This window comes from Marinobacter shengliensis, assembly GCF_030297115.1.
GTDB lineage: Bacteria > Pseudomonadota > Gammaproteobacteria > Pseudomonadales > Oleiphilaceae > Marinobacter > Marinobacter shengliensis.
The window spans coordinates 1-23,460 of record NZ_AP028063.1 but is presented as its reverse complement, the minus strand read 5'-3'; the positions used below and the strand labels follow the sequence as shown (position 1 = coordinate 23,460).

34 protein-coding genes are annotated in these 23,460 nt (G+C 52.4%); 27 read left to right on the top strand and 7 right to left on the bottom strand.

Features of this window, described 5'->3' with window-relative positions; all coding sequences use genetic code 11:
• Nucleotides 1-596: 596 nt before the first annotated feature.
• Nucleotides 597-896 (bottom strand): hypothetical protein, encoded by a 300-nt coding sequence (locus tag QUE75_RS19840; RefSeq protein ID WP_286255952.1) that lies wholly within the window; start codon nt 894-896, stop codon nt 597-599.
• Between the two features lie 61 nt (nt 897-957).
• Entirely contained in the window at nt 958-2,055 is a 1,098-nt protein-coding gene (locus QUE75_RS19835; protein WP_286255950.1) for a hypothetical protein, read from the bottom strand.
• A 624-nt stretch (nt 2,056-2,679) separates the two neighbouring features.
• Here QUE75_RS19835 and QUE75_RS19830 point away from each other — a divergent pair.
• From QUE75_RS19830 to QUE75_RS19805, 6 genes are all read left to right on the top strand, one after another.
• Nucleotides 2,680-3,006: a hypothetical protein gene (locus QUE75_RS19830; RefSeq protein WP_286255948.1), complete on the top strand. Its 327-nt coding sequence runs from the start codon at nt 2,680-2,682 to the stop codon at nt 3,004-3,006.
• Between the two features lie 3 nt (nt 3,007-3,009).
• Nucleotides 3,010-3,159, top strand: a complete 150-nt coding sequence (locus tag QUE75_RS19825) for a hypothetical protein (RefSeq protein ID WP_286255947.1) — start codon at nt 3,010-3,012, stop codon at nt 3,157-3,159.
• 332 nt (nt 3,160-3,491) lie between these two features.
• The gene (locus QUE75_RS19820) at nt 3,492-3,725 is read left to right on the top strand and encodes a hypothetical protein (protein ID WP_222562889.1); all 234 of its coding nucleotides are present in this window, start codon (nt 3,492-3,494) and stop codon (nt 3,723-3,725) included.
• On the top strand, nt 3,725-4,054 hold the full coding sequence (locus tag QUE75_RS19815) for a hypothetical protein (protein WP_286255943.1): 330 nt from the start codon (nt 3,725-3,727) through the stop codon (nt 4,052-4,054). The genes QUE75_RS19820 and QUE75_RS19815 overlap by 1 nt, the downstream gene beginning before the upstream one ends.
• 2 nt (nt 4,055-4,056) lie before the next feature.
• Complete coding sequence (locus QUE75_RS19810; protein ID WP_286255938.1) at nt 4,057-4,494, top strand: single-stranded DNA-binding protein; 438 nt, start codon at nt 4,057-4,059, stop codon at nt 4,492-4,494.
• Between the two features lie 73 nt (nt 4,495-4,567).
• Nucleotides 4,568-4,759 carry a hypothetical protein gene (locus QUE75_RS19805; RefSeq protein ID WP_041657523.1) on the top strand — a complete coding sequence of 64 codons (192 nt, stop codon included), beginning with the start codon at nt 4,568-4,570 and terminating at the stop codon, nt 4,757-4,759.
• Here the strand turns inward: QUE75_RS19805 and QUE75_RS19800 are convergent.
• Entirely contained in the window at nt 4,746-5,066 is a 321-nt protein-coding gene (locus tag QUE75_RS19800) for a hypothetical protein (RefSeq protein ID WP_072678482.1), read from the bottom strand. The genes QUE75_RS19805 and QUE75_RS19800 overlap by 14 nt on opposite strands.
• Before the next feature lie 59 nt (nt 5,067-5,125).
• Between QUE75_RS19800 and QUE75_RS19795 the strand changes: the two genes are divergently transcribed.
• The 10 genes from QUE75_RS19795 (at nt 5,126) to QUE75_RS19750 (ending at nt 14,074) form a co-directional block, all read left to right on the top strand.
• A complete protein-coding gene (locus tag QUE75_RS19795; RefSeq protein ID WP_072678483.1) occupies nt 5,126-6,085 on the top strand; it encodes a recombinase RecT in 960 nt (319 codons plus the stop codon).
• 82 nt (nt 6,086-6,167) lie between these two features.
• The gene (locus QUE75_RS19790; RefSeq protein ID WP_286255933.1) at nt 6,168-6,452 is read left to right on the top strand and encodes a hypothetical protein; all 285 of its coding nucleotides are present in this window, start codon (nt 6,168-6,170) and stop codon (nt 6,450-6,452) included.
• Between the two features lie 68 nt (nt 6,453-6,520).
• A complete protein-coding gene (locus QUE75_RS19785; protein WP_286255931.1) occupies nt 6,521-7,525 on the top strand; it encodes a YqaJ viral recombinase family nuclease in 1,005 nt (334 codons plus the stop codon).
• A 309-nt stretch (nt 7,526-7,834) separates the two neighbouring features.
• Nucleotides 7,835-8,800 carry an AAA family ATPase gene (locus tag QUE75_RS19780; protein WP_138436174.1) on the top strand — a complete coding sequence of 322 codons (966 nt, stop codon included), beginning with the start codon at nt 7,835-7,837 and terminating at the stop codon, nt 8,798-8,800.
• On the top strand, nt 8,797-9,534 hold the full coding sequence (locus QUE75_RS19775; protein WP_011783428.1) for a hypothetical protein: 738 nt from the start codon (nt 8,797-8,799) through the stop codon (nt 9,532-9,534). Before QUE75_RS19780 ends, QUE75_RS19775 begins: the two co-directional genes overlap by 4 nt.
• A gap of 91 nt (nt 9,535-9,625) precedes the next feature.
• Nucleotides 9,626-10,543: a DUF3150 domain-containing protein gene (locus QUE75_RS19770; protein ID WP_286255928.1), complete on the top strand. Its 918-nt coding sequence runs from the start codon at nt 9,626-9,628 to the stop codon at nt 10,541-10,543.
• A gap of 8 nt (nt 10,544-10,551) precedes the next feature.
• Entirely contained in the window at nt 10,552-12,306 is a 1,755-nt protein-coding gene (locus QUE75_RS19765) for a VWA domain-containing protein (RefSeq protein ID WP_202348401.1), read from the top strand.
• Between the two features lie 76 nt (nt 12,307-12,382).
• Entirely contained in the window at nt 12,383-12,679 is a 297-nt protein-coding gene (locus QUE75_RS19760) for a hypothetical protein (protein ID WP_011783431.1), read from the top strand.
• 70 nt (nt 12,680-12,749) lie between these two features.
• A complete protein-coding gene (locus QUE75_RS19755) occupies nt 12,750-12,911 on the top strand; it encodes a hypothetical protein (protein ID WP_157680783.1) in 162 nt (53 codons plus the stop codon).
• A gap of 83 nt (nt 12,912-12,994) precedes the next feature.
• Nucleotides 12,995-14,074 carry a toprim domain-containing protein gene (locus QUE75_RS19750; RefSeq protein ID WP_286255917.1) on the top strand — a complete coding sequence of 360 codons (1,080 nt, stop codon included), beginning with the start codon at nt 12,995-12,997 and terminating at the stop codon, nt 14,072-14,074.
• Nucleotides 14,075-14,124: 50 nt separating this feature from the next.
• Here the strand turns inward: QUE75_RS19750 and QUE75_RS19745 are convergent, their stop codons facing one another.
• Nucleotides 14,125-14,847, bottom strand: coding sequence for a DNA-binding protein (locus QUE75_RS19745; protein ID WP_286255915.1), 723 nt, complete (start codon nt 14,845-14,847; stop codon nt 14,125-14,127).
• Between the two features lie 513 nt (nt 14,848-15,360).
• On the opposite strand from QUE75_RS19745, the gene QUE75_RS19740 reads away from it, so the two are divergent.
• The 9 genes from QUE75_RS19740 (at nt 15,361) to QUE75_RS19700 (ending at nt 19,401) form a co-directional block, all read left to right on the top strand.
• Nucleotides 15,361-15,909 carry a hypothetical protein gene (locus tag QUE75_RS19740; protein WP_202348411.1) on the top strand — a complete coding sequence of 183 codons (549 nt, stop codon included), beginning with the start codon at nt 15,361-15,363 and terminating at the stop codon, nt 15,907-15,909.
• Between the two features lie 108 nt (nt 15,910-16,017).
• Nucleotides 16,018-16,179: a hypothetical protein gene (locus tag QUE75_RS19735; RefSeq protein ID WP_171040003.1), complete on the top strand. Its 162-nt coding sequence runs from the start codon at nt 16,018-16,020 to the stop codon at nt 16,177-16,179.
• Between the two features lie 63 nt (nt 16,180-16,242).
• Complete coding sequence (locus tag QUE75_RS19730) at nt 16,243-16,473, top strand: hypothetical protein (RefSeq protein ID WP_049756964.1); 231 nt, start codon at nt 16,243-16,245, stop codon at nt 16,471-16,473.
• Nucleotides 16,474-16,476: 3 nt separating this feature from the next.
• The gene (locus tag QUE75_RS19725; RefSeq protein ID WP_286255905.1) at nt 16,477-16,776 is read left to right on the top strand and encodes a hypothetical protein; all 300 of its coding nucleotides are present in this window, start codon (nt 16,477-16,479) and stop codon (nt 16,774-16,776) included.
• A gap of 8 nt (nt 16,777-16,784) precedes the next feature.
• Entirely contained in the window at nt 16,785-17,201 is a 417-nt protein-coding gene (locus QUE75_RS19720) for a hypothetical protein (RefSeq protein ID WP_041657520.1), read from the top strand.
• A 9-nt stretch (nt 17,202-17,210) separates the two neighbouring features.
• Nucleotides 17,211-17,798, top strand: a complete 588-nt coding sequence (locus QUE75_RS19715; protein ID WP_011783438.1) for a YdbT family protein — start codon at nt 17,211-17,213, stop codon at nt 17,796-17,798.
• A gap of 7 nt (nt 17,799-17,805) precedes the next feature.
• Nucleotides 17,806-18,297 carry a hypothetical protein gene (locus QUE75_RS19710; RefSeq protein WP_286255900.1) on the top strand — a complete coding sequence of 164 codons (492 nt, stop codon included), beginning with the start codon at nt 17,806-17,808 and terminating at the stop codon, nt 18,295-18,297.
• The gene (locus tag QUE75_RS19705; RefSeq protein ID WP_286255898.1) at nt 18,297-19,115 is read left to right on the top strand and encodes a hypothetical protein; all 819 of its coding nucleotides are present in this window, start codon (nt 18,297-18,299) and stop codon (nt 19,113-19,115) included. The genes QUE75_RS19710 and QUE75_RS19705 overlap by 1 nt, the downstream gene beginning before the upstream one ends.
• 46 nt (nt 19,116-19,161) lie before the next feature.
• Nucleotides 19,162-19,401 (top strand): hypothetical protein, encoded by a 240-nt coding sequence (locus QUE75_RS19700; RefSeq protein ID WP_072678497.1) that lies wholly within the window; start codon nt 19,162-19,164, stop codon nt 19,399-19,401.
• Nucleotides 19,402-19,446: 45 nt separating this feature from the next.
• Here the strand turns inward: QUE75_RS19700 and QUE75_RS19695 are convergent, their stop codons facing one another.
• The 3 genes from QUE75_RS19695 to QUE75_RS19685 form a co-directional block, all read right to left on the bottom strand.
• Nucleotides 19,447-19,677, bottom strand: a complete 231-nt coding sequence (locus QUE75_RS19695; protein ID WP_286255896.1) for a hypothetical protein — start codon at nt 19,675-19,677, stop codon at nt 19,447-19,449.
• A 5-nt stretch (nt 19,678-19,682) separates the two neighbouring features.
• Complete coding sequence (locus tag QUE75_RS19690) at nt 19,683-20,456, bottom strand: DsbA family protein (protein WP_286255893.1); 774 nt, start codon at nt 20,454-20,456, stop codon at nt 19,683-19,685.
• Nucleotides 20,457-21,349: 893 nt separating this feature from the next.
• A complete protein-coding gene (locus QUE75_RS19685; protein ID WP_228263768.1) occupies nt 21,350-21,502 on the bottom strand; it encodes a hypothetical protein in 153 nt (50 codons plus the stop codon).
• On the opposite strand from QUE75_RS19685, the gene QUE75_RS19680 reads away from it, so the two are divergent.
• Complete coding sequence (locus QUE75_RS19680) at nt 21,437-21,742, top strand: HNH endonuclease family protein (protein ID WP_286256032.1); 306 nt, start codon at nt 21,437-21,439, stop codon at nt 21,740-21,742. The genes QUE75_RS19685 and QUE75_RS19680 overlap by 66 nt on opposite strands.
• A 356-nt stretch (nt 21,743-22,098) precedes the next feature.
• Nucleotides 22,099-23,079, top strand: a complete 981-nt coding sequence (locus tag QUE75_RS19675) for a hypothetical protein (RefSeq protein WP_286255891.1) — start codon at nt 22,099-22,101, stop codon at nt 23,077-23,079.
• The last annotated feature ends 381 nt before the right edge of the window (nt 23,080-23,460 follow it).

Genomic DNA, 23,460 nt, shown 5'->3' with positions numbered 1-23,460 from the left:
AGTGGTTAGAAATGAGAAATCGATGTAAGGATAGATCATGAGCAGAAAAGCTACGGGACCGGTATTTATTCTTCCAGACGAGCCGGTCGCTCGGTTTTCACCAGAGATGGAGTCGTGCTTCGAGATGCTGCATCGAGCGGTTTCACGAGGGGTCGAAATCCCAGCTACGGTGGACTCAATTGTGGGATTAGTAAAGCAGCTAAAGAGTCTTTACTACATCATGCGGGATCACTTCGAAGCTGATGATGGCATTTCCCAGACTGTAGCTGAAGCGCTGCCGGAAATCGAGATTGGGCCGGTGACGACTATGCTGTCCTCGTGGGAGCGGAATCACGCCATAGGGAGTCGCGAGTACGAGCAAAGAAATTATCAGACGACTCAAGTGCCACTGTATACGGATCCCGCAGATCGGTTTCATGGGTACGTGGACTGCTGGCGGCTATACCGTGTTTGGCTCTTTGAAGCGAATCGAGCACTCACAATATGTAGAACACGGATATCAGATGAGGCCCCAGATCAGCCACTAAGGCGCTATGATTGGCTGATATAGCAAAGAAACTGTAAGCCAACGGCGACCTTCATCCACTGCCGCGCTGTTACCAATTCTGAGCCTGGTACAGCAAGACATCCTCAACCGAAAGCTCCATCTCTGCTTCCTCACCAAGATCAACGATGATTTTCTGCGCCTTCTCCAGAATGTCGTCCGCCTGGTGCTCCTGGAAAAAGAACTCATCACCGTCGCCGCGCATGATCGATACCGTGGGCAGCATTGACTCGATTTGCACGTCTTGACCGCTTTCACGAGCACTGTTGGCGATTCTCAAAATTTGCTGAATCAGTTCTTTGTTTTGCACGGGGCGCGCCCTTTTGTCTAACGTGGATTCGGTGGACTGCATTTAGCTGCCGATACTAAACGCATCAGCACATCTCGTAAATCTCTACCTATGTGTTTCCTGGCTACTCTTCTAGGGTATAGGCGTCGGCGCCACGGGCCGCGACTACCGTATCGCGAACAAACACCCAACGCGAACCGACGGGTTTGCTTTCGTACTCCCCCTGATAGTAACGCTTATCTTTGAGCTGCCGGAAATGCCATTGCCGGTAGTGCATACCCGGTGCCGAGTGGTGCTCACTCATTGATTCACTGTAGCCGAGCGTGAAGCTCTGACTGCCTTTGCGATCCAGCCGACCCTCGATATGGGGTGCCCGCTCGCCCGGAAAACCGGGTTTCAGCAGATCACCGTTGGTCGTCATGTTGTATACAGACAGCGCACAAACAATCTTGAATGCGTAGAATTCAGCCGCTTCGTCCTCTCGGGAGAGTCCGCGAACCCGGTAATTGGCCTGTTTCATAGGACCAAGCCGTTGTGAAAACTCCTCCGGAGTTGAGGCTGAAAGAAGATCGCCGATTCGACTAAATCCTTCTGATCCCCTGATGGTCGAAGACATCACGGGATCCCGGTTGCCATCCAACAATGAGATGCACAGCAAAGGTTCATCCGCTTTTAACTCCTCAGAGACCGGATTCTGAGCTTCTTCGGGCACCTTAAAGTGGCGCTTGCAGGATTGTTCGTCAATACCCAAGCCCCGCGACAGCACCGGATTGAACGGCTGCTGCAGATAATCTGCATATCGCAGCATGATCTCTCGCGTCTCGTTCAGGCGGTAGCTGGTCACTAGAACGCCCCGAATGTGGGTGCCACCATGGGTAAAGCCCAGTGGCATCGGCAGCATGAACGCAGGGAAGGGCAGCTGGAAGCCGCCAACCACACTCAGATCGAATTTTGCATTGAGGAGACGTTCGATAAAACCAGCCGACTGGGGGAAAATAATGTGTTTGCCTTCCGACTCCCAAAAAAGCTCCTCGGCTATGACCAAACCGTCGAGGCCATACGCAGCTTCAGGGCTGGAAGCGATGAGATGCCGCGCCAGGTCATCATCTGACATCTTTCGAATCACTTTCTTCAGACCTGGCTCACTGCCCAAGGCTAGTCGGCCGCTCTGGGCAATCAGGCTTCGTCGTGTTCTGTAGATCTCGAATTTTTCGCGGCTCATAAAAAGCTCTGGTTGTTGGTTGTGTGTATTGGATTAGCTTATATCCGCGATGAGTCTAAGCAACCTTAATCGACGATTATCACATTCGGTAACGGGCGGCGTCTGGTGAGGTCCCCTCAAAATCTTGCCCATTGTGCGTCCATACTCATTGCGCTGTTGCAGATTCCCAGCAGAAGGCCCTATAAACCGTGAGATCTGTATTACGGCCCGTCACAACTCACGCAATCCACCACCGGTAACAATCCTGAGCATTTTGCTCGAATAACTGCTTGTCAGGCGCAGACCGGTGTTGTAACTTTCTCTTTGATGCCTCACCGAGTCGACCCTGGCATCAGGTTCATAGCCAGACTCAAACCTCCCGTATCCTCGCATCTGCGTTGTTCAACCCTGTAGTTCAGTTCTTCAGTGCAACCCTTGCTGCTGGATTTTCTCGCTATAAGCCAGAACTCCGGTCATGCCGTGCTTTTTTCTTTGAGAGGGCAGGGCTGACCGTGTAAACGGCGATCTCCGGAATCTTGCTGCTGCAGTTCTCCGAACTCGGCACCTGATAAGCATCCCCAATCTAGCCACGAAACGGATGCGATTGCTGCGGCAATCTGGCTTAACGCTAAACCGGAGAAAACCATGTTCACATCAAATCAAAAGCTGTACATCAGCTCAAAAACCAACGCTGCCCGCTGGAGAGCTGTTTCAATGGCGGTAACCAGTTTTACTGTGTTACCCATCAGCCTGTCTCTTTGGGAAGTCATGATAAACTCTGACATCCTGAAGCTGGCGATCTATATGATCTTTGCGATCATCATTCTCGCCATACGGGTCATTGTTGCTGGTAAGGTCGCTTATCACACAACCGTTGTTGAACTCTTACGAACCCGTCTGGATCATCCCCCCAATTCCCCAAAGGAGTTGCAGGATGATCAAGAATCAACCAAACTGACAGGAGGTTCATAAGCTATGGAGGCTCAAGTGATAGTCTTTGTAGGTGTTTTAACAGCGCTCATCGTCGCCGGAATCGCAGTGGCTGCGAGAATTGATACTCTCAATCATCGCAAACTACTGGCCGAAGCCGATAAAGAGCACGGCCATACCGCACATCAGTCCTGAGTCTTCCGACTCTATTCTCCTCGCTTCTCGCGAACTCCCCCAGACAGTACGCGCAACTGACTCGAGCTGCTTAACCTCAGCCCGGTGTCTTTGCGTGTCTGTCTTTATCTCACCTGGTACGCCAATTCTCACGCCCTAGTGTTCCGAGGCCACTGCGGCCTGTGTCCCTGTCAACGGATACAGACTTGAGTGTGTCCTCAGTGAAGCTTTCCAAGAATCTTGCTGCTGACCGTTCATAGAACGCCGGCGCCTGATAAGCATCCCCAACTAAGCCATGAAATGGATGCGATTGCTGCGGCAATCTGGTTTCACACTCAAAAAAGGAACGCTTCATGAATCTTCATGAAATCGATGCCCCCAAGCATCACTCTACCCACACCAACAAAATCGGGCACTTAATCAAACTGGCCATCGAGAAAAGCACCCATGGGCGCTATATCGTGGCCACCTCGCAAGCTGGTGAAGTGTTGGTTCTTCCTCACTTCAACGCTTCGACCAGAAATGACCTGACCTGGGTGTATGACACCGAGTTCGGCTATGTCTTTTCGACTAAACGGAGTGCGTGATGGAACTGTTGATCGGTTTGTTTGCGCTTTTCTGGTTCTGCTTCGGCAGCCTGGTTGTCTTCAATGCCATGAGATGGGGCACCGCTCTTAGCGATCGCCTGCTCGTGGTTACGGGGCAAACCCTGAAATGGGCCCTTCAGCACTGTGTTAAAGGGCTTGTCCTTCTGATTCGGTATGCATTTAGCCGCGTCAAGAAACCTGAAAACATGGCTATCCGGCCAATTATTGCTACGCCTCTCGAACTTGAGCACATGCGTAGGCAGCAACTCATTCAGTCCAACAGCCGTGTGCCTGTTGAGATTGAATACACTCCACCCAAGAGGAAATGATTATGTATCAGAGAGTCCAGCTCATCGGCCGACTTGGCCAGAAAGATGTTCGCTCTACGCCAACCGGCACCCAGGTTGTCTCTTATTCTGTCGCTACATCCAAGTCCATCAAGGACAAGGAATCGCAGCAATGGAAAGAAACAACCGAATGGCATCGCTGTGTTTCATTCGGTAAAGCCGCTGAACACATCGCGATGAATATCGAACCTGGGGATCTTCTGTTCATTGAAGGCGAATTGAAAACCCGTCAATGGCGAAGTCAGAACGGAGAAGATCGGTTTACCACGGAAATTATGGTGAACGACTTCCCGAAAAAGCTCCCGAAGTATTTCAAACGAGATGCTCAGGGCGCCCAGTCCGGTCTTGCCGTACCTTCAGGTCAGACTTCACAGGAGAGCCCGCCCATCGACAACTACGATTGGGACGACATTCCGCTGTAGTGAAGTAGACCAATAAACCCGGATGGGGACTTTCCCCTGACCGGAGAGCCCCATCCTTTTCAAAGGAACAGCCATGGGGTTTTCAAGAAAAGAGGTCCATTACTGGCTGGAGACAGCGAGTGATGAGCAGCTCAAACGGCACCTGGCAAATTCGCAAGAAATGCTTGTGCTACTCACCAACCGGGAGCAGATCAAATCGCTGAAGTGGCTTCGCGCCAGAATCATCGAAGAGATCAATGCCCGTGCCGAGGCTAAACAATCCTGAACGATTGTTTGCGCTTCATCTTTTCAATCAGAGCTTTCTGCTCTTCATCTGAACCAAACGCAATGGATCGCACGGCCTGCCACTCTGTGGTGTTCGGCTGACCTTCCAGCATTCGGTCAGTTTGCTCTCTGAGGTACTCCAGAAAGTAAGGCCCCGCGGCCTTTCTGCTCTGAAGGTACTCCTCATAGGACTTGATGGACTTCGGATCAATGCCCGCTTTTGCCAGCAAAGGCCCCTGTTCCTCAAGCCCAACCGATGTGAACCGAAAATTGCCTGCGTCATCGACGATGTAATGGTTGGTCTGCATCAACTCTCACCTCTTCAGGGATTATCCCCCTGAACACTCAACTCGCAAGGGATCATTTTATGACTCACACACCGCAAGTCGTGAAACCCGCTCAGTGGCATCAGGCCATTGAATCCTCAAAAGAGAAGTTTTCCGGCTCCGGCCTGGACTTCAAACAAGAGCAGATCTTTGCCACTCAGCAGTTAATGAACAATTCATACCTGCTCGATGTCGCAAAGAATAACCCGTCTAGCCTCAGGCTCGCGATGTACAACGTCGCGGCTGTGGGCTTAACCCTCAACCCAAACCAGGGGCTGGCCTATCTCGTTCCACGCAGATTGCGCCGAAACGAAGACGCCAAGGTCATGCTCGATATCTCTTATCGCGGCCTGATCGCAATCGGCGTTGAAACTGGTGCTATCCGGTGGGCCAAGGCCGAACTCGTCTATGAGAATGATGAGTTCACCTACAAAGGCCCCGCCGATAAACCCGATCACAAATGCGATCCGTTTTCGACGGACCGAGGCGCTATTCGCGGGGGTTACTGCCTTGCGGAGCTGCCTTCCGGTGGCGTTCTCGTTGAAGCTATGTCCAAGGCGGACATGGATAAAATTCGGGATGTCAGCGAAGCCTTCAAAAAAGGCTTTGGACCATGGGTTGATTGGGCTGAACAAATGATGCTCAAGAGCATTGTTAAACGAGCGAGCAAATGGTGGCCGATGTCGACGCCCCGTATGGCCCGGGCCCTTCAGATTCTCAATGAGGAAAATGGAGAAGGCCTCGCTGTGCTGGCAAACAATGTCGTCTCACCGGCTGCTCTTCCTGCACCACCGCCACGTGACGAGGTATCCATCGCTGTTCAAAACACCGTGAAACAACTGGTGGACCGGGCAGTGCAACAAAATGCCTTCGAAGCGTGCAAAGAAGTTATGGAAAGTCGAATCAAACAGCCAGCAGAGCTGGCCTGGGCGTTCGACGAGCTTGAAAAAGCCAGAACCGAGTGCAACTCGGACATCAGCGATCAAGCAGTCAATTCCTAACCACCTATAAACCACCCAAGGGGGTCATGAGCCTCCTTCGGAGTGTTCATCCCCCCTCTTAACCCTCAAGAGGACTTAACCGATGAACACTCAACGCAAACCCGTGATGTTTTACTTCGAGCGACTGGAACAGATTCGTGACTTCAACTCATTCAGGGTCAAAGCGGTTTTTGAGTCTCACAAGGAAGCTGAGCAATCCGACGGGAAACCAGCCTGGTATTCCGTCATTGGTCAATTCAGGCCTGACGTTCAGTTTCAGTATCCGGAGTTCCCGGTTGCTGATTTTCCGTGTGAAAACTACGCGAAGTTGTTCGCCGAAATGTGCGAGCAGTACATCACAGACCAAGCGATCGCAATGACCGCTTAATCACTCAACCTTCCCAATGGGGTAATGCACCCCTTTGGGCGGCATTACCCCGATCAGGAGATCTCGTAATGCCGAAAATGACTGTAGTAGACCTGAACCAGCGTTCAGACGAATGGTTGAACTGGAGAAGTCTGGGGGTTACCGCCACCGACATTCCCGTCATTCTGGGACTCAGTCCATACAAGACCGTTTGGCAGCTCTGGGCTGAGAAAACAGGTCGCATTAACCCGCCAGATCTCTCAGGTAATCCCAACATCCAGCGGGGCATTGCTCTTGAGGATGAAGCACGCAAGGTCGCAGAAAACCGTTACGGTGAAATTCTGCTGCCGGTGTGCGGCGAATGTGCGCGATGGGATGTACTTCGTGCGTCATTCGATGGCATCGATTCACACAATCAGCCTTATGAGTTCAAAGCGCCCTCCAAAGCAGTCTGGGAGGATCTTGAAGCCAACGGCGTTGCGTCACCGACATTCAAGCTTTACGAAGCCCAGGTGCAGGCACAGTTAACTGTTGCTGGCACCCGTGTCGGACGGCTGATTTTCTACCGTGAAGACGGTTCGGATCAGGATTTCGAGATTCGACTGACGCCTGAACGCGAGAACCAGATTCTGGAAGCGGCCAAGCAGTTCTGGGAGCAAGTCCAGACCAAAACCCCTCCTGAACTGGACCCCGATCGTGACTGGTATATACCGGCAAGCGGAACGGAAAAGTTCAAGTGGGAAGCCTATGCCGATGCCTGGCGCAGCCAGCAGCATCGCATCAGGAAACTGAAGGACGAACTGAAGGCCTTGGAAAAAGACCAGAAGGGCGTCCAGCGGGCGATGACGGATCTGATGGGGGCGTTTCAACGTGCGGATATCGGAGGTGTCAAAGTTACGCGGTTTGAGAAGGCCGGCAGCATCGACTACCTCGCTTATCTGCGGGATACCTTCCCAGGTAAAGATGTGAGTAGCGAACTGGAACCCTATCGCAAACCAACTCGGGAAGAAGTCCGCTTCACCAAGTCAGAAGATGATTTGGTCAACCCCGCGGTTGATGAGCTGGTGACGTCAGTGAAGGCCGCTTACTTCTAATCCACTGCATGACTGTTCCGAGGTTTACCCCTCGGAACAGCTCATTTTCCGCTTTGTATCTGTCTCCCCTATGTTCTTCTTGGATAGGGCCATAGGGAAGGCGGTTACCTGGCTCCAGGCAACTCCGAAAGCATTTTGTTCGTGCTTGCACGACAAAATAAGTGTCTATCCCGGATATTGAAACGGACACGACGGCTACGGCTGTATATCCACACTCTTCAAATCTTTACCAGCCAGTAGGCCATCATCACCTACTGGGTGGTTGATGCGCTCTGGTTCGGTGAGAAACCTCACTCAAGGAGCCCTTTTATGACTGTACGCGACCAAGCTATGGCTATTCGCAACACCTTTAACCTGGACGTCCCGGTCGAAGTGATGACCGCTGGATTCTCTGATATCAGCAACCCGTTTATCCCAAAACGAAATGACGGTTATGTATTTCGCCGGGAGACACTGAGGGACATCCTGAGTTTTCTGGATGATCCCGATGGTGACGGATTGTACTTTTCTGGTCATTACGGTGCCGGGAAAACCACCTTGCCGTACCAAGTCGCCTCACGCCTTAACTGGCCGGTGCAGAGTTTTACTGCGCACTCGCGCATGGAATTCGATGACCTGGTGGGCACTTGGAAACTGGTCAATGGATCTATGGAGTTCGTCTACGGACCCCTTTCCATCGCCATGCGTGACGGCCATCTCTTTATTTTGAACGAGATTGACCGAGCTGATCCTGGTCAGCTAGCGGCTCTCCACGATGTCCTTGAAGGACACCCGCTGGTCATTGCGACAAACGGGGGAGAGATCATTCACGCCCATGAAAACTTTCGGTTCATCGTAAACGGCAACAGCCTCGGTTCTGGCGACAGCACCGGGCTGTATCAAGGCGTTAACCAGCTTGATATTGCCTTTCTGGATCGTTTCAGGATGGTTGAAGTGGACTATCCAACCGAGGATGTCGAACTGATGATCCTCGAACAGAAAACACCGGAGCTGCCCGAAGAAATCCGCCGGAACATGGTTCGCGTTGCGAATCAGATCCGCAGGCTGTTCATCGGCGGTGAGGAATCAGCGACACCGCTGACCGTCACCATGTCCACTCGTACGTTGTGCCGGTGGGCAAAGCTGTCTCTGAGTTTTCGTAATGCACCAAACGCTCTGGCCTACGCGCTTAAGCAGTCTCTGACCGCAAAAGCCGAACCTGAGCAGCGAATTGCCATCGAGCAGATCGCGAAGGACGTTTTTGGTTCGAACTGGACACAGGGAGATACCCAATGAGCGGATCGATTACCGTCCTGCACTACCGGGACTCAACCTCAGACAAGATCTGGGCCATCGACAGTAAGCCTAATTCGGATGGGGGTCATGACATCTGGTATGGCCGCCGTGGTTCCAGTCTCCGCTATTCGCCAACGAGTGACAGCAATTGGCGGAAACGGCTGAACGATAAGTTAGGCAAAGGTTACACCCGGGCAGAAGGCCTGACCGTGGACCCTGAAACCTGCCGCGTGATCGCTCTTTCCGAAGAGCAGAACTCGCTTCCCTCATCCTTGTGGTATCACGTCAGTTCGAAGGTCTCTGACCATCAAATGCGTGACTGGCTGGACGCCACAAGCGATCGTTTTGCAGAGCAATTCTGCGATATGGCGGAAGAACTGGAGCAGTTGCCGGTTTTTCAGTCGATTTACCATGGCAAGTACAGTGGCGGCGCTGAAATCAGCGAAGGGCCCCTTGCATTGCTTCTCCTGTTTGCATTTCGGCGCCACTTCCGGAAATCCGATACCTCGGACACCTTGCGTGGCCCGGTTCAGATTGCAGACGACAACAACCAACTTCTGACCTCGGACTTTGATGAGCTCATCGAGCTTATCGCCAAAGGATCAGAATTCGCGGCGCTGCGTCAGCGCTGCACCGAATCGGATTTCAAAAAATACGGTGTTGCACTGGGCGCATGTGATGCCCCGGTTGATCTGAACGCCATCTGTTCAGGCACCAAAGCCGCATTTTTCTGAGATCGACACTGAACCTCCAGGCTCATTGAGCCAAACCTCATACCCGCCGGAATCCCGGCGGTCACCACCTTCTCAACTCAGGAGATCCGACATGGAATTTATCCATGGAACCACCCTTGTCTATTTGAAAATGCGTTGCTGGTCCGGCGAGAAAAAAGCCTCACGGGACAGCGATATTCTTTTAGGCGTCAACGGCAAACTACCGCCACAGAAATTGCTGGACCTGGGCCGGAAGAAAATATTTCCGCCCAGGGCTCTCGATCCGCTGCTGAATAAGCGAAAAGCGGCTGAAAGAGCGTGTCTGGCACAGGGAACCCGCTTTATGGGTGGTTTCGCCGTTCGCGACGATGCCATCGATGACGTGGTTGCCAGACTGGAAACCGTAAAGCAGTCCTTTGAGTCAGCGTTGCAGCAATTTCTCAACGATTTTGACAGGAACAAAGAGGACTGGATCACGGAGAACGACGAATACGCTCACATTATCCGGGACCAGGTACCAGACCGGGAAACGGTAGCGAACGCATTCAAGTTCGAGTTCAAGCTCTACAAACTCCAGCCCCTTAAGGGTTTTGAGCCGGATGAGGTCGAAATTGCTGACCAGATCCTGCACGAAATAGGCCTGAGCTGCCGGGAAATGTCCGATCGTCTGTTGGAGCGGAAACGCGCCATCAGCGGTCAGAACCTCTCGAAGCAGCTGGACCCGCTGGTCAGCAAACTGGACACCCTGAGCTTTGGCAACGGCCGGATTCTCAGGGTCCTGAGTGAGTTCCGAGCACTTCGGGAATCCATCCCTGCGGTTCGGATCGATCAGGATCACCCGTGTTTCGGACGTGTGCTGACCTTTCTGACCATGTGTTCCGACGATAAAAAGTTGGAATGCATCGTAAACGGCCAGTTCTCGGTGACCAGGCTCATTGAAGGACTGAGAACGGATGTGAGCGAAAGCGGCGCTTCACTTGCATCAACCACACCAAAACCGTCTGTCGTTTCGACGGGCGCCTACTTCTAGGGGGTTATATGAGACATCAGAAAACTGCCCTGGAACGGGCATTGCCGATCGTAGCTGCAGCCTATGGGGAGCAGTTTGGGGTTCGCGTTGTGCTTTCGGGCAGCGATGCGTGCACCAACGGCCAGACGATTGTTCTACCGATGCTCGATTCGCTGTCTGAGCTAAAAGATGTTCTGTTCGGATATCTGGCTCATGAATCGGCTCACATTCGTGATTCCGACTTCACCACATTGAGCAGGTGCCGGTCGGCGATCGAACGCAACCTGACCAACCTGATTGAGGACATCCGGATAGAAGGCCTGATTCAGGACGCTTTTCCCGGTACCCGATTCACCCTGACGGCAATGGAGGAATATATCCATGCACAGGGATGGACCCCCGTACCAAGCAGTGAAGAAAACGAAGCATCACAGCTGTTTCGTTACCTCTACCACCGCTTGTATGGAGAGTATCTGTCCCGCGAGGTCTACCAACCGCTCATCACTGCCAGTCGACAGGTAGTAGAGCAAACCTTTCCCGCTGGCTTTTTCGTCCGTTTGGATGGATTGCTTGGGAAATACATGACCAACCTGCAGTGCAGTGACGATTGTCTTAAAGTTGCCCGAGCAATACTCAAGGCGCTGAAAGACGCTGAGGATGAGAAACAACAGCAGCAAACCGATTCCGGTGAAGCTCCGCAGCAGGACAAGCCCTCCCAGGGCGAGTCGTCTGGTGGAAGCGGAAGCCAGGACGCTGATGCCAATGAATCAACCTCAGAAAACCAGGGGGCAGGGGAGTCCGATTCTCCGGAGGATCCAGCCACCGCCCCGTCGTCCTGCACGGACCCGGCGAATCCTTCCGTTAGCTCCGATCCTGGGGATAACTCAACGGACGGCACGATGGATCAATCATCGAATGGCGCATCGACCCACGATCGGATCTTGCAAGAAACCGATTTGCCGGAAGATACCGCCAACCAACTGCGTGATGCTTTGTCGTCTCAAGCCCGCAAAGACCAGTCTGGACAGCATTTCCAGATTGATTCAGCTGTGGGGGAACTTGGTGGCAACGACCGGGGTGACAACGGGCAATTGCAGGCGGGCATTCTGACGTCGTCAGCGATCCGCAGTCGCCTGATTGGCCTGCTTCAAGCCCAAACCCGTCAGTCTCAGAGGCTTCATATCAGGGGCAGGCGGGTAGACGGTCGTCGACTGAGCCGTCTGGCTTCAGGTGATGCTCGCGTGTTTATCCAGCGCGATGAGACATCGCGACCGGAGACCTCGGTGCATGTTCTGCTTGATTGCAGTGGTTCCATGCAGCATCAGCAAGAAATTGCTAACCAGGCAACGGTCTCACTGGCGCTGGCGATATCAACGATTCCCAAGTGTGACATCGCAGTTTCGATGTTTCCCGGGAACGGTGGTTCTGTCAGCCCCATGATCCGACGCGGACAACCCGTTCGCCCGAATCTGGGGAGGTTTTGCGTGGACTCCGGTGGAGGAACTCCTCTGGCGGAAGCCATGCTTTACGCAGCCCGTGAACTTACTGCGAGCCATAAAGCTCGTCAGGTGATGATCGTCATAACCGATGGGGATCCCAACAATCCCCAGGCAGTGAACTACCTCAACGGCCTGATCAAAGGCCATATCGACACCTACGCCATCGGCATAGGGTCACCAGCGGTGAAACGCTTCTTCGAGAACTGGTGCGTCATCAGCGATGTGAGTCAGCTCCAATCGGCGCTTTTCAGCATCGCGAGCAACGTGCTCGAACTCGATATGTGATTTCACTTCTTTCCACCAACCCAGCGGGAACACGTTACCCGCAAGGGGTTGGCGTGTTTCTCCGCAAGGAGGACACATGGAGAACTACACCAGAAAACCGGAGCTCAGTGCGCCTTTGGGCGAACCGCTGGCGTTCCAGGACCAGGAGATCCCTGTCATCAGGGAAAAACTCCTGATCGAAACCGTCCGAAGTGCCTTTGGCGAATCACGTGGTGGCCTGCGAAGGAAGCCGTCTGACGAAGCCTGGGATTGGATACTGTCTGAAAACCGGGAAATGCCCTTTTCGTTTGCGCAGTGCTGTCGTGAATGGGAAGTCGACCCCGACAAAATGCTCGATTGGCTTCGGTACTACCGTCGCAAATTCATGAGCTGACTCAACCCCCACAAGGGACACACTGTCCCTCATGGGCTGGTGTGTCCCGTTCTTTTGAAAGGAACTCACCATGCCCTCATCCGAAAAAATCGAGCAAAGCCTGACAACCCGTCAGGGCAAGCCGATCCGCCTCATCACCATCTATGAGCCCGAGCGTGTCACCGAACTGTTTTACCAGCAGTTCGGTGACACCTGGGTGCCCTATAAGCGAGTCGTCCTGACGATTCACTGATGTCTCTGAGGGGGCTTTCGCCCCTTCTGTCCACTGCTCTGCAGTGGCAATCCATTGATAGTCACTGTTATTGAGGAGAAAACATGAATAAAAGAGACTCAACCAGCCTGAAACGCCGAATGGAGGGCCGCTGGCTCAGTGCCTTTCTGGCGCTTGCTCCGGCTCTGGAACAGGCCATCAGTAAAGTGGGCACCAATGTGCCTTGCCCCGTAGAGGGTGGTGTGGATGGATTTCGGCTTTTCCGCGACGCCAACATTACTGGAGGTGGCGTAAAACAGAACTGGCGCGTCATTCCCGAAGGCATCGATATGCTGATGTGGGTCAATGAGTGGTCCTTTACCAGGGCCTATGACGAACTCGAAGCCTTTCTTGGCAATCGATCTGTCGTAGCCGGCCCGATACGTGTGCCCCAGCCAAAACCCATTGACGAGACCACGCTCAGGCTATGGTTGAATCAGGTTTGGCGGGAATCGGTATCCTTAAACGATCTGCGTGCATATCCCGCAAGGGCCTACTTTGAGCGCAGAAGAGTGAAGAAAGCCGCGATGACAGCCTGTGACCTGAGATTCCATTGCGCCCTGAATTACGTGGGCGCAGATGGCGGAGTTTTGGGGACCTATGGCGCGATACTGGCCCTGGTTCGCAACAATGCGGGAGAGCCGGTATCCATTCATCGGACATTCATCACCAAGAGTGGCCTGAAAGTGGATTTTCTGGGACGTAAGAATAAAGCCAGAAAACTGACCCCCTCTGTGAATAAACACAGTAAGGGACGGCAGATCCGCCTCTTTCAGCAACCAAAAGGCGTCATTGGGATCGCGGAAGGGCTGGAAACGGCTCTCGCGGTGTCGCAGATGACAGGCCTGACGGTTTGGCCAACGCTATCGACCACCATGCTGCGGTCGTTTGAGCCGCCAGAAGGCGTCAACACAGTACTTGTGATGGTGGATAAAGATAGAAACCAGGCCGGAGAAATCGCTGCCAACACCCTGACTCAGCGTCTGACTGAGAAGGGGGTAGCTGTGATTCAACTTCTGCCACCAACGCCGATTCTTGAATCGGACATTAAAGGTGTCGATTGGGCAGATCAGCTGGTGAGAGATCCTCGAGGGTTTGACCTCATCTCTCAGGTGCTGAAAGATCGTCCACGAAAGACAGCTTAAACAACCATTGCCAAGGTCCAGGGGGGAAGCCAGACCCCTTGGGCCCTGGCTTACTTTTTGGTCATCGGGCCAATGGGTTTCATTTTCTCAAGCAGTTGGTCGATTTGTTTGGCATGATGCTGCGAAAGCTCATCCATTTGCGCTCTGAGTAAGCTTATCGTCTTGGCGAGCTCCTCATTCTCCCTTTTCTCTTCTTTCAAGGCCTCAAGCGCAGCGTCTTTTAGCGCGCCTTCATGGTGGTATTTTTCCTGAGCCACCGCCAGTGAGCGCTCAAGTTCTGAGACCTGGCGCTGTAGAATTTCTATATCTTTTCGAGCGGATTTCAGCTCGGACGATAATTTAATGCGCTCAGCGCGAGCATAACCGAGATCTTCTTCGAGCTCCTGCAGCATGGATTGGGCATCCAGCAACTCGGCCCTCGCTTTTTCCTGTTCCTTTCGGCTCATCTCCATATCCGACGCTGTTTGCTGCTGGATATGCGTTTCTGATTTTTCGTAAAGCTCAAGCGCTAACTGGCGCACACAGTCCATCAAAGGGGAGGCCAAGTCCTTCAGCGAGTGCTCGATATCTTTGGGTATTCCCTGAGTTCTGGCGCTTGGACGCCCTTGGTTGCGCTCAGCTTCACAATGCTCCTCCCATACCCGAAGAAGGCGGTCTGGCGATCCACCCCCGGTCATTTTTCTGAGACCAAAGCCAGTAATCCGACGGCCCGCTTCCTGCAATTTTTTGCCGGCAGCAATGATTGCTTCATTGGATATTTCCGGGTGCCGCATGGCTAATCCTTCCGTGTTGTGGATGTGCCTAACAATAACAAAGAAACAAAAGAAATAAAAGAAACAAACTAATTATGGTTGTTTGAAGTGACCCAACTGAGATAGTGGCGTTTACTCAATGCTTCTCGCCAGGGAGTCTATGAGCGCTTTGGCTTGAGGGCTCTCGCAATCGGCTAAGCGGATGCAGTAAGCGTTGCGGTATTTCTGACCTGCAGGTGCAAGTGGGTCATAGCCGTTCAGCTGTTCAAGACTGCGAAATGCCCCACAGCGGGAGCAACGAGGTCTGTCGATGCTGAGGACGTTCGATTGATCACTGGACATTGTGAGTTTCCGGCATGCTTTGATTGCTTCGCGATTCGCGCTGTTTTTGAGGATCACATGAGTGCGACCGTCGCTCCAAGTGTCTTAGAAACATACGCCAGGAACAAGATATCGTCTGGAGACAATGGGGTGAGTTGCCGGATCACGAGAGTGTGAGAGGGTAGTTTTGTGATCATTCGTGAGGGCTAACCCATGGTTTCAGCGATTTCCGGCATAGATTTGAACAAGCTCCAATGTCGGGGCCTATCCTCATCAAGGCACCGAAAAATAGCGCTATTCAGCACCCTCTCAATATGGGGCGGCACTGGCTACCTGTTGGTGAAGCTGGCGTTGTTACTTGAAGCGTCCGGTCTGGCTGACGAGGTAGGGCTGGCCTTAGCCTCAACAATTCTGGTCCATTTCATAGTAACCGGACAATGTGTGGTGCAGGCGATTGCCCGAACATTGGTCGAGAAAACACCTGTCGGTATTCTGTACCGGCGGGACAAGGCGGTTTTATCCATGGCGAGGGCTCAGTTGCTGGACCTGGCGGATAAAATCGCTTTCGAAGAGTTGCAAAGCTACGCAAAGATTAACCCTGCTGTGGCCGTTGCCGCCGCCGAGGTTATTGCGCACCAGAATGCGGGTGACCTTCAGCAATGGCTAAGTGCCCCACAAAACCTCAAGGCAATGGCAAATCATGTATACCAACTGGCTCTGGTAGAGGAAGCCATAAAGGCCGGCGACTACCCAAGACCATAGTCCCCCAACATCCTCAAAAGGGTCGCTCCATGGTGATCCTTTATCTCTCTTCGGCGCCGGTTGTTCTGCCTACCATCTACCGCTGTTGTTGATAGAGGAGAGCAGGGCATGTTCATCACCACACCATTTATCCGGTATTTCGTTAACCGGCTTTATGAATCCGGAAAACTCGATCTTCAGCAACGTGACCAGCTGATTCTTCAGGATCGCCAGTTCAATGTCGCAATTACCGGCGCAGCCCTGTTCCTAATCGCGTCTCTGTTTATCTGATTGGAGTCTTCTTTGAACAATATTGTGCCTTTCGGATTCAAAGACAGAAAAAGATCGCCACAGATGTTCTCGGCTGATCTCTACGCCAGTGATCGGCGGAAATATCAATTCCAGACCGATGCAGAGTCGGTGACCGCCGTTTATTTCAAAGCCGTTGCCTTCGCGTTCCAACAGGGTGCCGCGTTAATTCAGTGCGTTGCAATCTATGATGGGGCGGTATGTGAGCGCCAATCACACCAGGCACCGGTGAAAGTGTGGCATCAGGTTGACCATCGCGCCGCCGGCCAGAGCTGAACAATGATTCGTTGGTTGAGGTCGCCTCGTTCCTACCCCGTGCTTGTTGTGACGCTCGCTTCCATTGCGATGTTTGCTGTCATCAGGTCAGGCGACCCGATAAGCCTGACGTTCCCGATTTTGCTTTTTATTTCGGCCAAGCTCAGCGTTCTTTTTGGCTTGGTTGAAATCGCCCTCTCTGTGTCCGGTTTGTACAAGTACAAAGACCGTGTTTATAGCTCGATCAGCCGCGCTATTACGGCTTTTGGCATGGCCATTAGCTTTATGTTGCTACTGGGGGCCTATGAGGCCGCGCGCCAATAGGAATAGCAATGAAAGTCTTCCATATTACGGAATACACGAGTTCGGGGCCGGTCGCAGACCGAGCTCTTTACACGCTGCTCGAAACGGTCACCAGCTTCAGCCTCTGTGAGTGTCGTGGTCGTGAACACGTCATGTTCTCGGGAATACACCCAGTCCTGGTTCTGGACCATTTCGATCAGGCCTTGAACCCACTTGCGATCATGAATCAGGTCAGAGCCTCGGAAATCAACATTGAGTGGCTGATGATCGTTGATAACTCCCCGCAACTCGATTTTTTGGAACAGCAGGGTCTCCGCCCCCTATGTCATTTGGTTCTGGGTGCGGACAGTAAACAGCGACAGTCTGTTTACCCGGCACAGACCCGAATAATCACAACGGTCTCAGGTGGCGTCAGTTTCCTGAAACAGCATCAACTGGCCGCATAGGGAGGTTTTATGGCGGAGAGTCATTCACAAGTTATCGGAGAACCAGGTTCAACGAAGAGGGTGGACGAGCCGGTTCGCTATGACGATGAGGAGGTGATCTGGCAGGGGAGTCCTTCACAGTTGGTGAATCTAGGGACGTACATTTTCTGGGGAATCATCACATTTGCCGCCGCGTTCGGACTGCTTTTGTGGAACTCTGGTATCGGGCGCTCCTACGGTGATGCCTTAGATCAAGTGATCGAGTATGCAATTGCCGGCACCCTGGTATTTGCGATTCTGTCCTGTTTGATGGCTTATCTGAGCACTCGCTATGAGCGAACCGTGATTACCCGGAATAAAATCAAAGAAGCTAAAGGGATTACGTCAATTTTTCGCCGGGAACTGTTCTGTGAAATCAGCGATATAACAGATTTCAAAAGTCCCCCTGCAGGACTGCTCGGAATCTTCGGGCTATCCACTCTCGTTATAGAAACACACGATGACGATCAGCCGATCATAAGCATTCGAGCCATTCCGGACCGGGATGCTCTCATCAAACTCCTTCTTCCAGTGTGGCGCAAAGCCAAAATGGACCGAAAAGGCTATTTCGCGGAGTAACTATCCAATGAAGCCACAAGCCCTCACCATTCTATCTTTCCTGCTGGCCGCCAATGCCGTATGGGCTGATCCGCCTGAACCTGGAGAGAAATCACGCAAATTCGCGACCCAAGACAAGGCAGCTCAGCTAGTTCAAGGCTATTACCAGAAGGCAGCGATTGGACTGTCAGATGAAGATCTCGATCGCTTTTTTACAGCGCACAAACGTGAGCGTCACAACAAGCTGGTACGGCGGCTTGCCACGATTACAGGCCAGAACGAAGACATTGAGCAACGGCGTGTTCTGGATATTGAGCGACTCAATGCCCAGTGCGAGACGCTAAGCCTTCAGGGAGGCCACACGTCAGGTTCTGCAACCCGGATGGCTAAGCTTATATATTCTGTAAGCAACCAATGTGTCGATTATTCACCCATGATCCAGAGAACCATTGTGCTGTCCTATTCCTCGGACTTTGGCCAGTGGCAAATCCACCGTGTACGTAATTCGGTGGTTCAGTAATGACATTCAAGAGCCTGATCCTGAGCGTTGCGATCTGGGGCGCCGTGGTGGCCCCAACCGTTGCCGCAGAGACTGATGCCAATCGAGCAAAACCGTTCCCGGAAGTCACCTTTGATAGAGTGAATGCGATCTTTGGGGACAACCTGGATACCAGCGATCCGCGGCTTAAAACGCTGCTTCTGGCGATCGGAATGGATCACACATCGACAAGCTCACCGCACAAAAGAGAACAGGTTGGGGTGCCTTTCATTGTCCATTACGGAGCCCATTACTGGGTCAACCGATTGGCCGCCGGTGATGCCAGCATAGATGTGCTTGTGAATAATGCCCTTCTGCTGTTGTTCGCCGAGACTGAGATTCCTGGGCGGGAAGAAGCTGCCTATAGTTTGATGACGGCGGCAGCGGGATCAGGTTACTGGCCAGCGGATTACTTTATCGCTGAAACGGATCTGCAGAATCACCTGGTCCGCGATCCTGTCAACATTGTTCCATTGTCGAACGAAATTGATAGAAGCCACCTTCAAGAAGTGGCTCAGAAAACAATGGCTGCCTACAACCGATGCGCAGAGTTAGGGTTCGCACCATGCCGATACCGGATTGGATTTTGGTTGAGTAACTCTCAGCCGACGCTGGCGGATGGTCTTACTGTGTTGCAGAACGCAGTCAACACAACCTTGCGTGACACCCGTTACCAGGGTGTCCTGGATGCTGAACTTGTGTCTGCGACAACCGCTCTGGTCGAGCATGGTCATCTGATTGGGCTGACAGCCGACATGCGCCAGCAATATGACCAGTTATTGAAGAGCGTGCTCAAGTAATACCCTAAGGCTCAGCTCGTCCTAAAGGAATAGGGGCAAAGGTGAAATGAATAATGGGGAAAGTGTGCCGGAAACGAAGGCTTATAAGTGCGGACCTTATCTCGGATCGGTTGCTGCGGCCGTTCGCTATGGCTCTTTTGAAGACGTCGAAAAATTTGCGAAGTGCCTGGCCACTGCGGATAAGGAGGCGCTCATTGCTATATGGGATGCCCAAAACAAGCCGGTAAAACTATTCCTTGGCGACATCGAGCTTCTTCACAAATGCGCCGCAATACCGATCTCATAGGCCGGTAGACCAAGAAGTAAGCAGGGCTCGGGCCCATTAATTTAATCAAACCTCAGTCGAACCAACCCAGCTGTTACCCAAAAAGGCATCCAGAGGAAGCCCTGTAATATCCCGCGTCGCGTATTCCAGCGTTGACTGAGTCCAGCCGCTATTAGGCGGCGGCACCTCCAGTAGGACAGCTCCGGCGGTAGTCAAAATCCTCAGATTCTGGTGCGCAATAGACGTCAAAATGTCCGGCTCATCATCCACTTGATCCACAATGAAGGTGATCGCCACGACAGTCAGCCCCTCAGTATGTGCTGCACGGCCTGGGCTATTTGCTCGGCCGTCTTGTAGCCCTTGATCAAGTACGCATCACCAGTCTGAGTATCAATAATCCGTAGTGCCGGTGTCCCTGTTATTCCAAGCGCCTGTCCTTCCCGATAGTCACTCTCAATGCGATTCTCGTGGGCGTCCGACGCCATGCACAGGTCGATTGCGACGCCGCTAAGGCCCATACCTCGTACAAAATTCGTAAGGTCTCCAACCCCCTTACCGTTTCCGGCAGTCTCGAAAATGAACCGATCCAATGCAGCCCAGGCGACTTTGTTACCGTAAGAATCTTTCACGCACTCAATGACTTTGGCCTGCAATGCCGCTGCCGGATTATGACTTTCGAGAGGGAAGTGCTTGAACTCCCAGTTGACGGTGTTCTCTGCGTTGTCGACAACCTGTTTTAAGTCATCGTGCATTTTTCGACAGAAGGGACACTCGATATCACCAAATTCCTGAAGGGTAATCCGCGCTTCGGGGTTGCCGTAGATCAACCGGTGGTCCGGCGTTGACTGCTGCGCCAGTTCGAACTCAAACACCTTTTTCTCAAAGCCATCTTTGGCGCGCCGGCGTTCCAATACCTCCAGTCGCTGATCGACCAGGGCTACAACCGTATGTTCCGAAATTGCCTGAGATTGCCTTGGCTGACCCTTCAAGGACTGAATCTCCGAATATTGATAAGCAAGAGCAGTCGATATGGCTCCGAGTGTTGCAATCAGAGCAATATGGGGAAGTTTGGGCATATTACGCGCTATCCAGAGAGAGATCTGGGCATCCTAGCGGTGCCACCGGCAGCTGTTTCAACAAAAAGATCTGTTCTGCCAGACCCATTTCAGGTCAAGGTGTTCAAGTCTCGGCTTAGAATTCTGACAATCAAAGTTATGAGTGAGATTCACCATTGATCAAAAGCGTTACTGATACTGGCGTAGTTATCGCCCAAATCTCCGAGCAATTGGGCGGCATGCAGGCTCTGAGCTATTTGCCGCCTGGATACGTTGGTAATTGTGCAGTCATGTCGGGTAGCGAGACGTTAGCTGTCTTGAACAGTGGGATGGAAGCAGTTCGAATCGCAGCCTACGCAATTACTCCGGACGGAGGTTACAGTGATGTGTCTGTACACCCGTCCTCTTTGGAACCAACGCATTCAAGTTTCTGTAACTGGATCAATGGATTGCAATAGCGTATAAGGGGCGCAGATCAGTGGGCTGAGGTGGTTAAGCAGGAATGTCCCCGGGCCCACATGGCATTTTCAACGCAGTATCCTTTCTAATTCTGCTTCACCAAAAGTAAGAAAACCTCGCTCGTGATCAGTTCTCTAGTAAAAGCCATTATCGTCGTTTTGCTCGTCTCTGCAGCTCCGACTGCAACCGCTTTAGTAAAAATGTCCAACAGCGGTGTTTGTCACCCACCGCAAAGCAGCTGGTATGACCGTACCAAGAGCTACCAACCATTTGAGTCAGTAGATGCGTGCCTTGCATCCGGCGGCCGGCTACCGAAAAACATTGCACATCTAGCCCAATCGGCTTCAGCCAATCAGAACGTAGCGCCGATGCGGAATTATTCACGGTCTGCCTTTGGCCACGGCTGGGACGACTCTGATGGTGATTGCCAGGACAGCAGAGCTGAAGCATTGATTTCAGCGTCGTCTACCCCCGTCCGGTTCGCGACGGGAGATAGATGCCGGGTGGTAACGGGGAGGTGGATTAGCCCGTTCACAGGTAAAGTGATTCAGAACGCCGCTGAAGTAGATATTGACCACGTAGTACCGCTCAATTGGGCGTGGGATCATGGGGCCAGCTCTTGGCCCCGGCAAAAGCGTGAGAAGTTTGCGAACGATCCGGTGAATCTGATACCTGTTGAAGCTAGCTTGAATCGCAGCAAGGGTGCCAGGGGCCCGAAAAACTGGTTACCGCCCTCTGGTAAATGTGCGTATGTCGCCCGGTTTTATAGGGTTACAAAAACTTACCAATTACAGCTGAGCGCAGCTGAGGCTATGTGGATCCGAGATTTTTTGCAGCAATGCCGCTGAAAGGAGCTTGATCATGGTGATTGGCGAGTGGCCTCTATTTAAACAAAAGGGAGAATTGGTGAACCGCCTGGAGCCTGTAAGATGAACGTTTCAAATGGATACCGGTCCTCGGATAATGGAACCCACCTGAGGCCAAAAAAGATGTTGGTGGCCATCTGATGATCTATAAAAATCGGCAGCGTCCTTACATATTCAACGACGGCATTTCGCCCGTTGTTGCTGAGGAAAACCTTAAAATACTGTCCGGGATTAGTTGACCACTACACAGTTTATGGATCCGGCTATCTCCGTGATTTGTTGTTAAGCCGCGGTAGCATGCCAATGTCACCCTTCCATTGATAAAAAAAGGAAGCGCTATGTTTGGATGGTTCAAATCAAAGGCGAAGGGCTTAAAAGGTGACTGGCGATCATCCAAAGCGCATCTTTCATTGCTGAGTAAGTTCAGTAACCCACAAGACGCTGGCGCGTTCTTCAATAACTCCCGCTGGACACAAGCGCTTGGACAGAGCCCTCAGAAGGCCCTAAAAACTTTTCGGGCCGATGGCGTGTTGCGTTCCTGCGAGCTCAATGAGCTTCTGGAAGCCAAGTTCACTGGGGCCGATTTGAAGAAAATGCTCTCGGCGGAGGGGCTCAAGGTCTCCGGTCGAAAAGCAGACCAAGCGATGAGGCTCGTTGAACATGACCCGTCAGCAGCGCGTTCTGCGCTGGGTGACTTTTCTGCCATGCGCTGCACGGAAGAGGGGGAGCAAGTTGTTCATGAGTTTCTTGAGCAGCAGACACGGGATCAGTTAGAGGCCGAGGAGTCGACCCTTGCCAAGCTGAGAGACAAGAAGCTTCGCGCAGCGGCTTTAATTGTAAAGGACTATGAGGCGTCCCAGGTATTCAGTCGTGGACTTGGAATTGACTGGAACTCGACTGATATGGCTCGAGAAATCGATAAACTAGAAGTAATTTTCTCTAGTGCTCCGGCGATTCTTGGAGACTTGGACCCTGATGTTCTTTCTGAATTGCGTATTGCAGGCGGGATGATGGAGCTTTGGGGGACAAACAAAGCATCGCAATGGTTCCAGAGGGATTTCGAAACTGGTTCGAGTTTGAGTCTAGACGTTGCAGCGAGAATGCTGGTTTTTGCCGCGACGCATAAGATGGATCTGGCTGATGCAAAACGGATTAAGGCCAAGTCCATTGAGATCATGGGCGCGAACGACCAGAACCAGTGCGAAGCATGTAAGTCGATCGATGGAAAAAAATTCTCTTTAAAAAAAGTGCCAGAGCTACCCCTCGCTGAGTGTACGTGTGTGATGGGATGTCGCTGCGGTTACCTATTGCATGACTAACCTTATGCTTTCGGCCTCAGCCATGACAGGCTTTCTTCATGCGCTTGATCATCTTTCTCTCACGGGATCGATATTCAAGCCGGCACTTGTCCAAAACCGAATCAAACCTTGCCAGGAATTGGCACCGGTTGGACTTGCCCCGATACCCAGGGCATACGGCAGCTTAAACCGGAAACGTTCGATTCAGATTCGAACGTTCGCTTTGCGACCGTCCCGTATCCCAGGCTCACTAAACAAAAGCGAACGTTCGAGTCAGGTCTTTCCTCCGGAGCTTCAAGGCCAATCACAGTCATTTCATCCAGTATGATTGGCGGGCCAACTTCCAGACGCTTATGATTACATGTGGTGTTAACGCGGGGATCTTGTGTCGACCGGTCATCC

Bases quoted from the DNA above. Each gene is read 5' to 3' on its own strand.
- QUE75_RS19770 (WP_286255928.1), top strand. From the start codon at position 9,626: ATGGAATTTATCCATGGAACCACCCTTGTCTATTTGAAAATGCGTTGC.
- QUE75_RS19750 (WP_286255917.1), top strand. From the start codon at position 12,995: ATGAATAAAAGAGACTCAACCAGCCTGAAACGCCGAATGGAGGGCCGC.
- QUE75_RS19810 (WP_286255938.1), top strand. From the start codon at position 4,057: ATGTATCAGAGAGTCCAGCTCATCGGCCGACTTGGCCAGAAAGATGTT.
- QUE75_RS19700 (WP_072678497.1), top strand. From the start codon at position 19,162: ATGAATAATGGGGAAAGTGTGCCGGAAACGAAGGCTTATAAGTGCGGA.
- QUE75_RS19800 (WP_072678482.1), bottom strand. From the start codon at position 5,066: ATGCAGACCAACCATTACATCGTCGATGACGCAGGCAATTTTCGGTTC.
- QUE75_RS19785 (WP_286255931.1), top strand. From the start codon at position 6,521: ATGCCGAAAATGACTGTAGTAGACCTGAACCAGCGTTCAGACGAATGG.
- QUE75_RS19725 (WP_286255905.1), top strand. From the start codon at position 16,477: ATGATTCGTTGGTTGAGGTCGCCTCGTTCCTACCCCGTGCTTGTTGTG.
- QUE75_RS19825 (WP_286255947.1), top strand. From the start codon at position 3,010: ATGGAGGCTCAAGTGATAGTCTTTGTAGGTGTTTTAACAGCGCTCATC.
- QUE75_RS19685 (WP_228263768.1), bottom strand. From the start codon at position 21,502: ATGATCCCACGCCCAATTGAGCGGTACTACGTGGTCAATATCTACTTC.
- QUE75_RS19745 (WP_286255915.1), bottom strand. From the start codon at position 14,847: ATGCGGCACCCGGAAATATCCAATGAAGCAATCATTGCTGCCGGCAAA.
- QUE75_RS19775 (WP_011783428.1), top strand. From the start codon at position 8,797: ATGAGCGGATCGATTACCGTCCTGCACTACCGGGACTCAACCTCAGAC.
- QUE75_RS19760 (WP_011783431.1), top strand. From the start codon at position 12,383: ATGGAGAACTACACCAGAAAACCGGAGCTCAGTGCGCCTTTGGGCGAA.
- QUE75_RS19780 (WP_138436174.1), top strand. From the start codon at position 7,835: ATGACTGTACGCGACCAAGCTATGGCTATTCGCAACACCTTTAACCTG.
- QUE75_RS19675 (WP_286255891.1), top strand. From the start codon at position 22,099: ATGTTTGGATGGTTCAAATCAAAGGCGAAGGGCTTAAAAGGTGACTGG.
- QUE75_RS19740 (WP_202348411.1), top strand. From the start codon at position 15,361: ATGGTTTCAGCGATTTCCGGCATAGATTTGAACAAGCTCCAATGTCGG.
- QUE75_RS19755 (WP_157680783.1), top strand. From the start codon at position 12,750: ATGCCCTCATCCGAAAAAATCGAGCAAAGCCTGACAACCCGTCAGGGC.
- QUE75_RS19730 (WP_049756964.1), top strand. From the start codon at position 16,243: ATGTTCTCGGCTGATCTCTACGCCAGTGATCGGCGGAAATATCAATTC.
- QUE75_RS19690 (WP_286255893.1), bottom strand. From the start codon at position 20,456: ATGCCCAAACTTCCCCATATTGCTCTGATTGCAACACTCGGAGCCATA.
- QUE75_RS19795 (WP_072678483.1), top strand. From the start codon at position 5,126: ATGACTCACACACCGCAAGTCGTGAAACCCGCTCAGTGGCATCAGGCC.
- QUE75_RS19820 (WP_222562889.1), top strand. From the start codon at position 3,492: ATGAATCTTCATGAAATCGATGCCCCCAAGCATCACTCTACCCACACC.
- QUE75_RS19835 (WP_286255950.1), bottom strand. From the start codon at position 2,055: ATGAGCCGCGAAAAATTCGAGATCTACAGAACACGACGAAGCCTGATT.
- QUE75_RS19765 (WP_202348401.1), top strand. From the start codon at position 10,552: ATGAGACATCAGAAAACTGCCCTGGAACGGGCATTGCCGATCGTAGCT.
- QUE75_RS19715 (WP_011783438.1), top strand. From the start codon at position 17,211: ATGGCGGAGAGTCATTCACAAGTTATCGGAGAACCAGGTTCAACGAAG.
- QUE75_RS19790 (WP_286255933.1), top strand. From the start codon at position 6,168: ATGAACACTCAACGCAAACCCGTGATGTTTTACTTCGAGCGACTGGAA.
- QUE75_RS19815 (WP_286255943.1), top strand. From the start codon at position 3,725: ATGGAACTGTTGATCGGTTTGTTTGCGCTTTTCTGGTTCTGCTTCGGC.
- QUE75_RS19840 (WP_286255952.1), bottom strand. From the start codon at position 896: ATGCAGTCCACCGAATCCACGTTAGACAAAAGGGCGCGCCCCGTGCAA.
- QUE75_RS19830 (WP_286255948.1), top strand. From the start codon at position 2,680: ATGTTCACATCAAATCAAAAGCTGTACATCAGCTCAAAAACCAACGCT.
- QUE75_RS19735 (WP_171040003.1), top strand. From the start codon at position 16,018: ATGTTCATCACCACACCATTTATCCGGTATTTCGTTAACCGGCTTTAT.
- QUE75_RS19805 (WP_041657523.1), top strand. From the start codon at position 4,568: ATGGGGTTTTCAAGAAAAGAGGTCCATTACTGGCTGGAGACAGCGAGT.
- QUE75_RS19720 (WP_041657520.1), top strand. From the start codon at position 16,785: ATGAAAGTCTTCCATATTACGGAATACACGAGTTCGGGGCCGGTCGCA.
- QUE75_RS19705 (WP_286255898.1), top strand. From the start codon at position 18,297: ATGACATTCAAGAGCCTGATCCTGAGCGTTGCGATCTGGGGCGCCGTG.
- QUE75_RS19710 (WP_286255900.1), top strand. From the start codon at position 17,806: ATGAAGCCACAAGCCCTCACCATTCTATCTTTCCTGCTGGCCGCCAAT.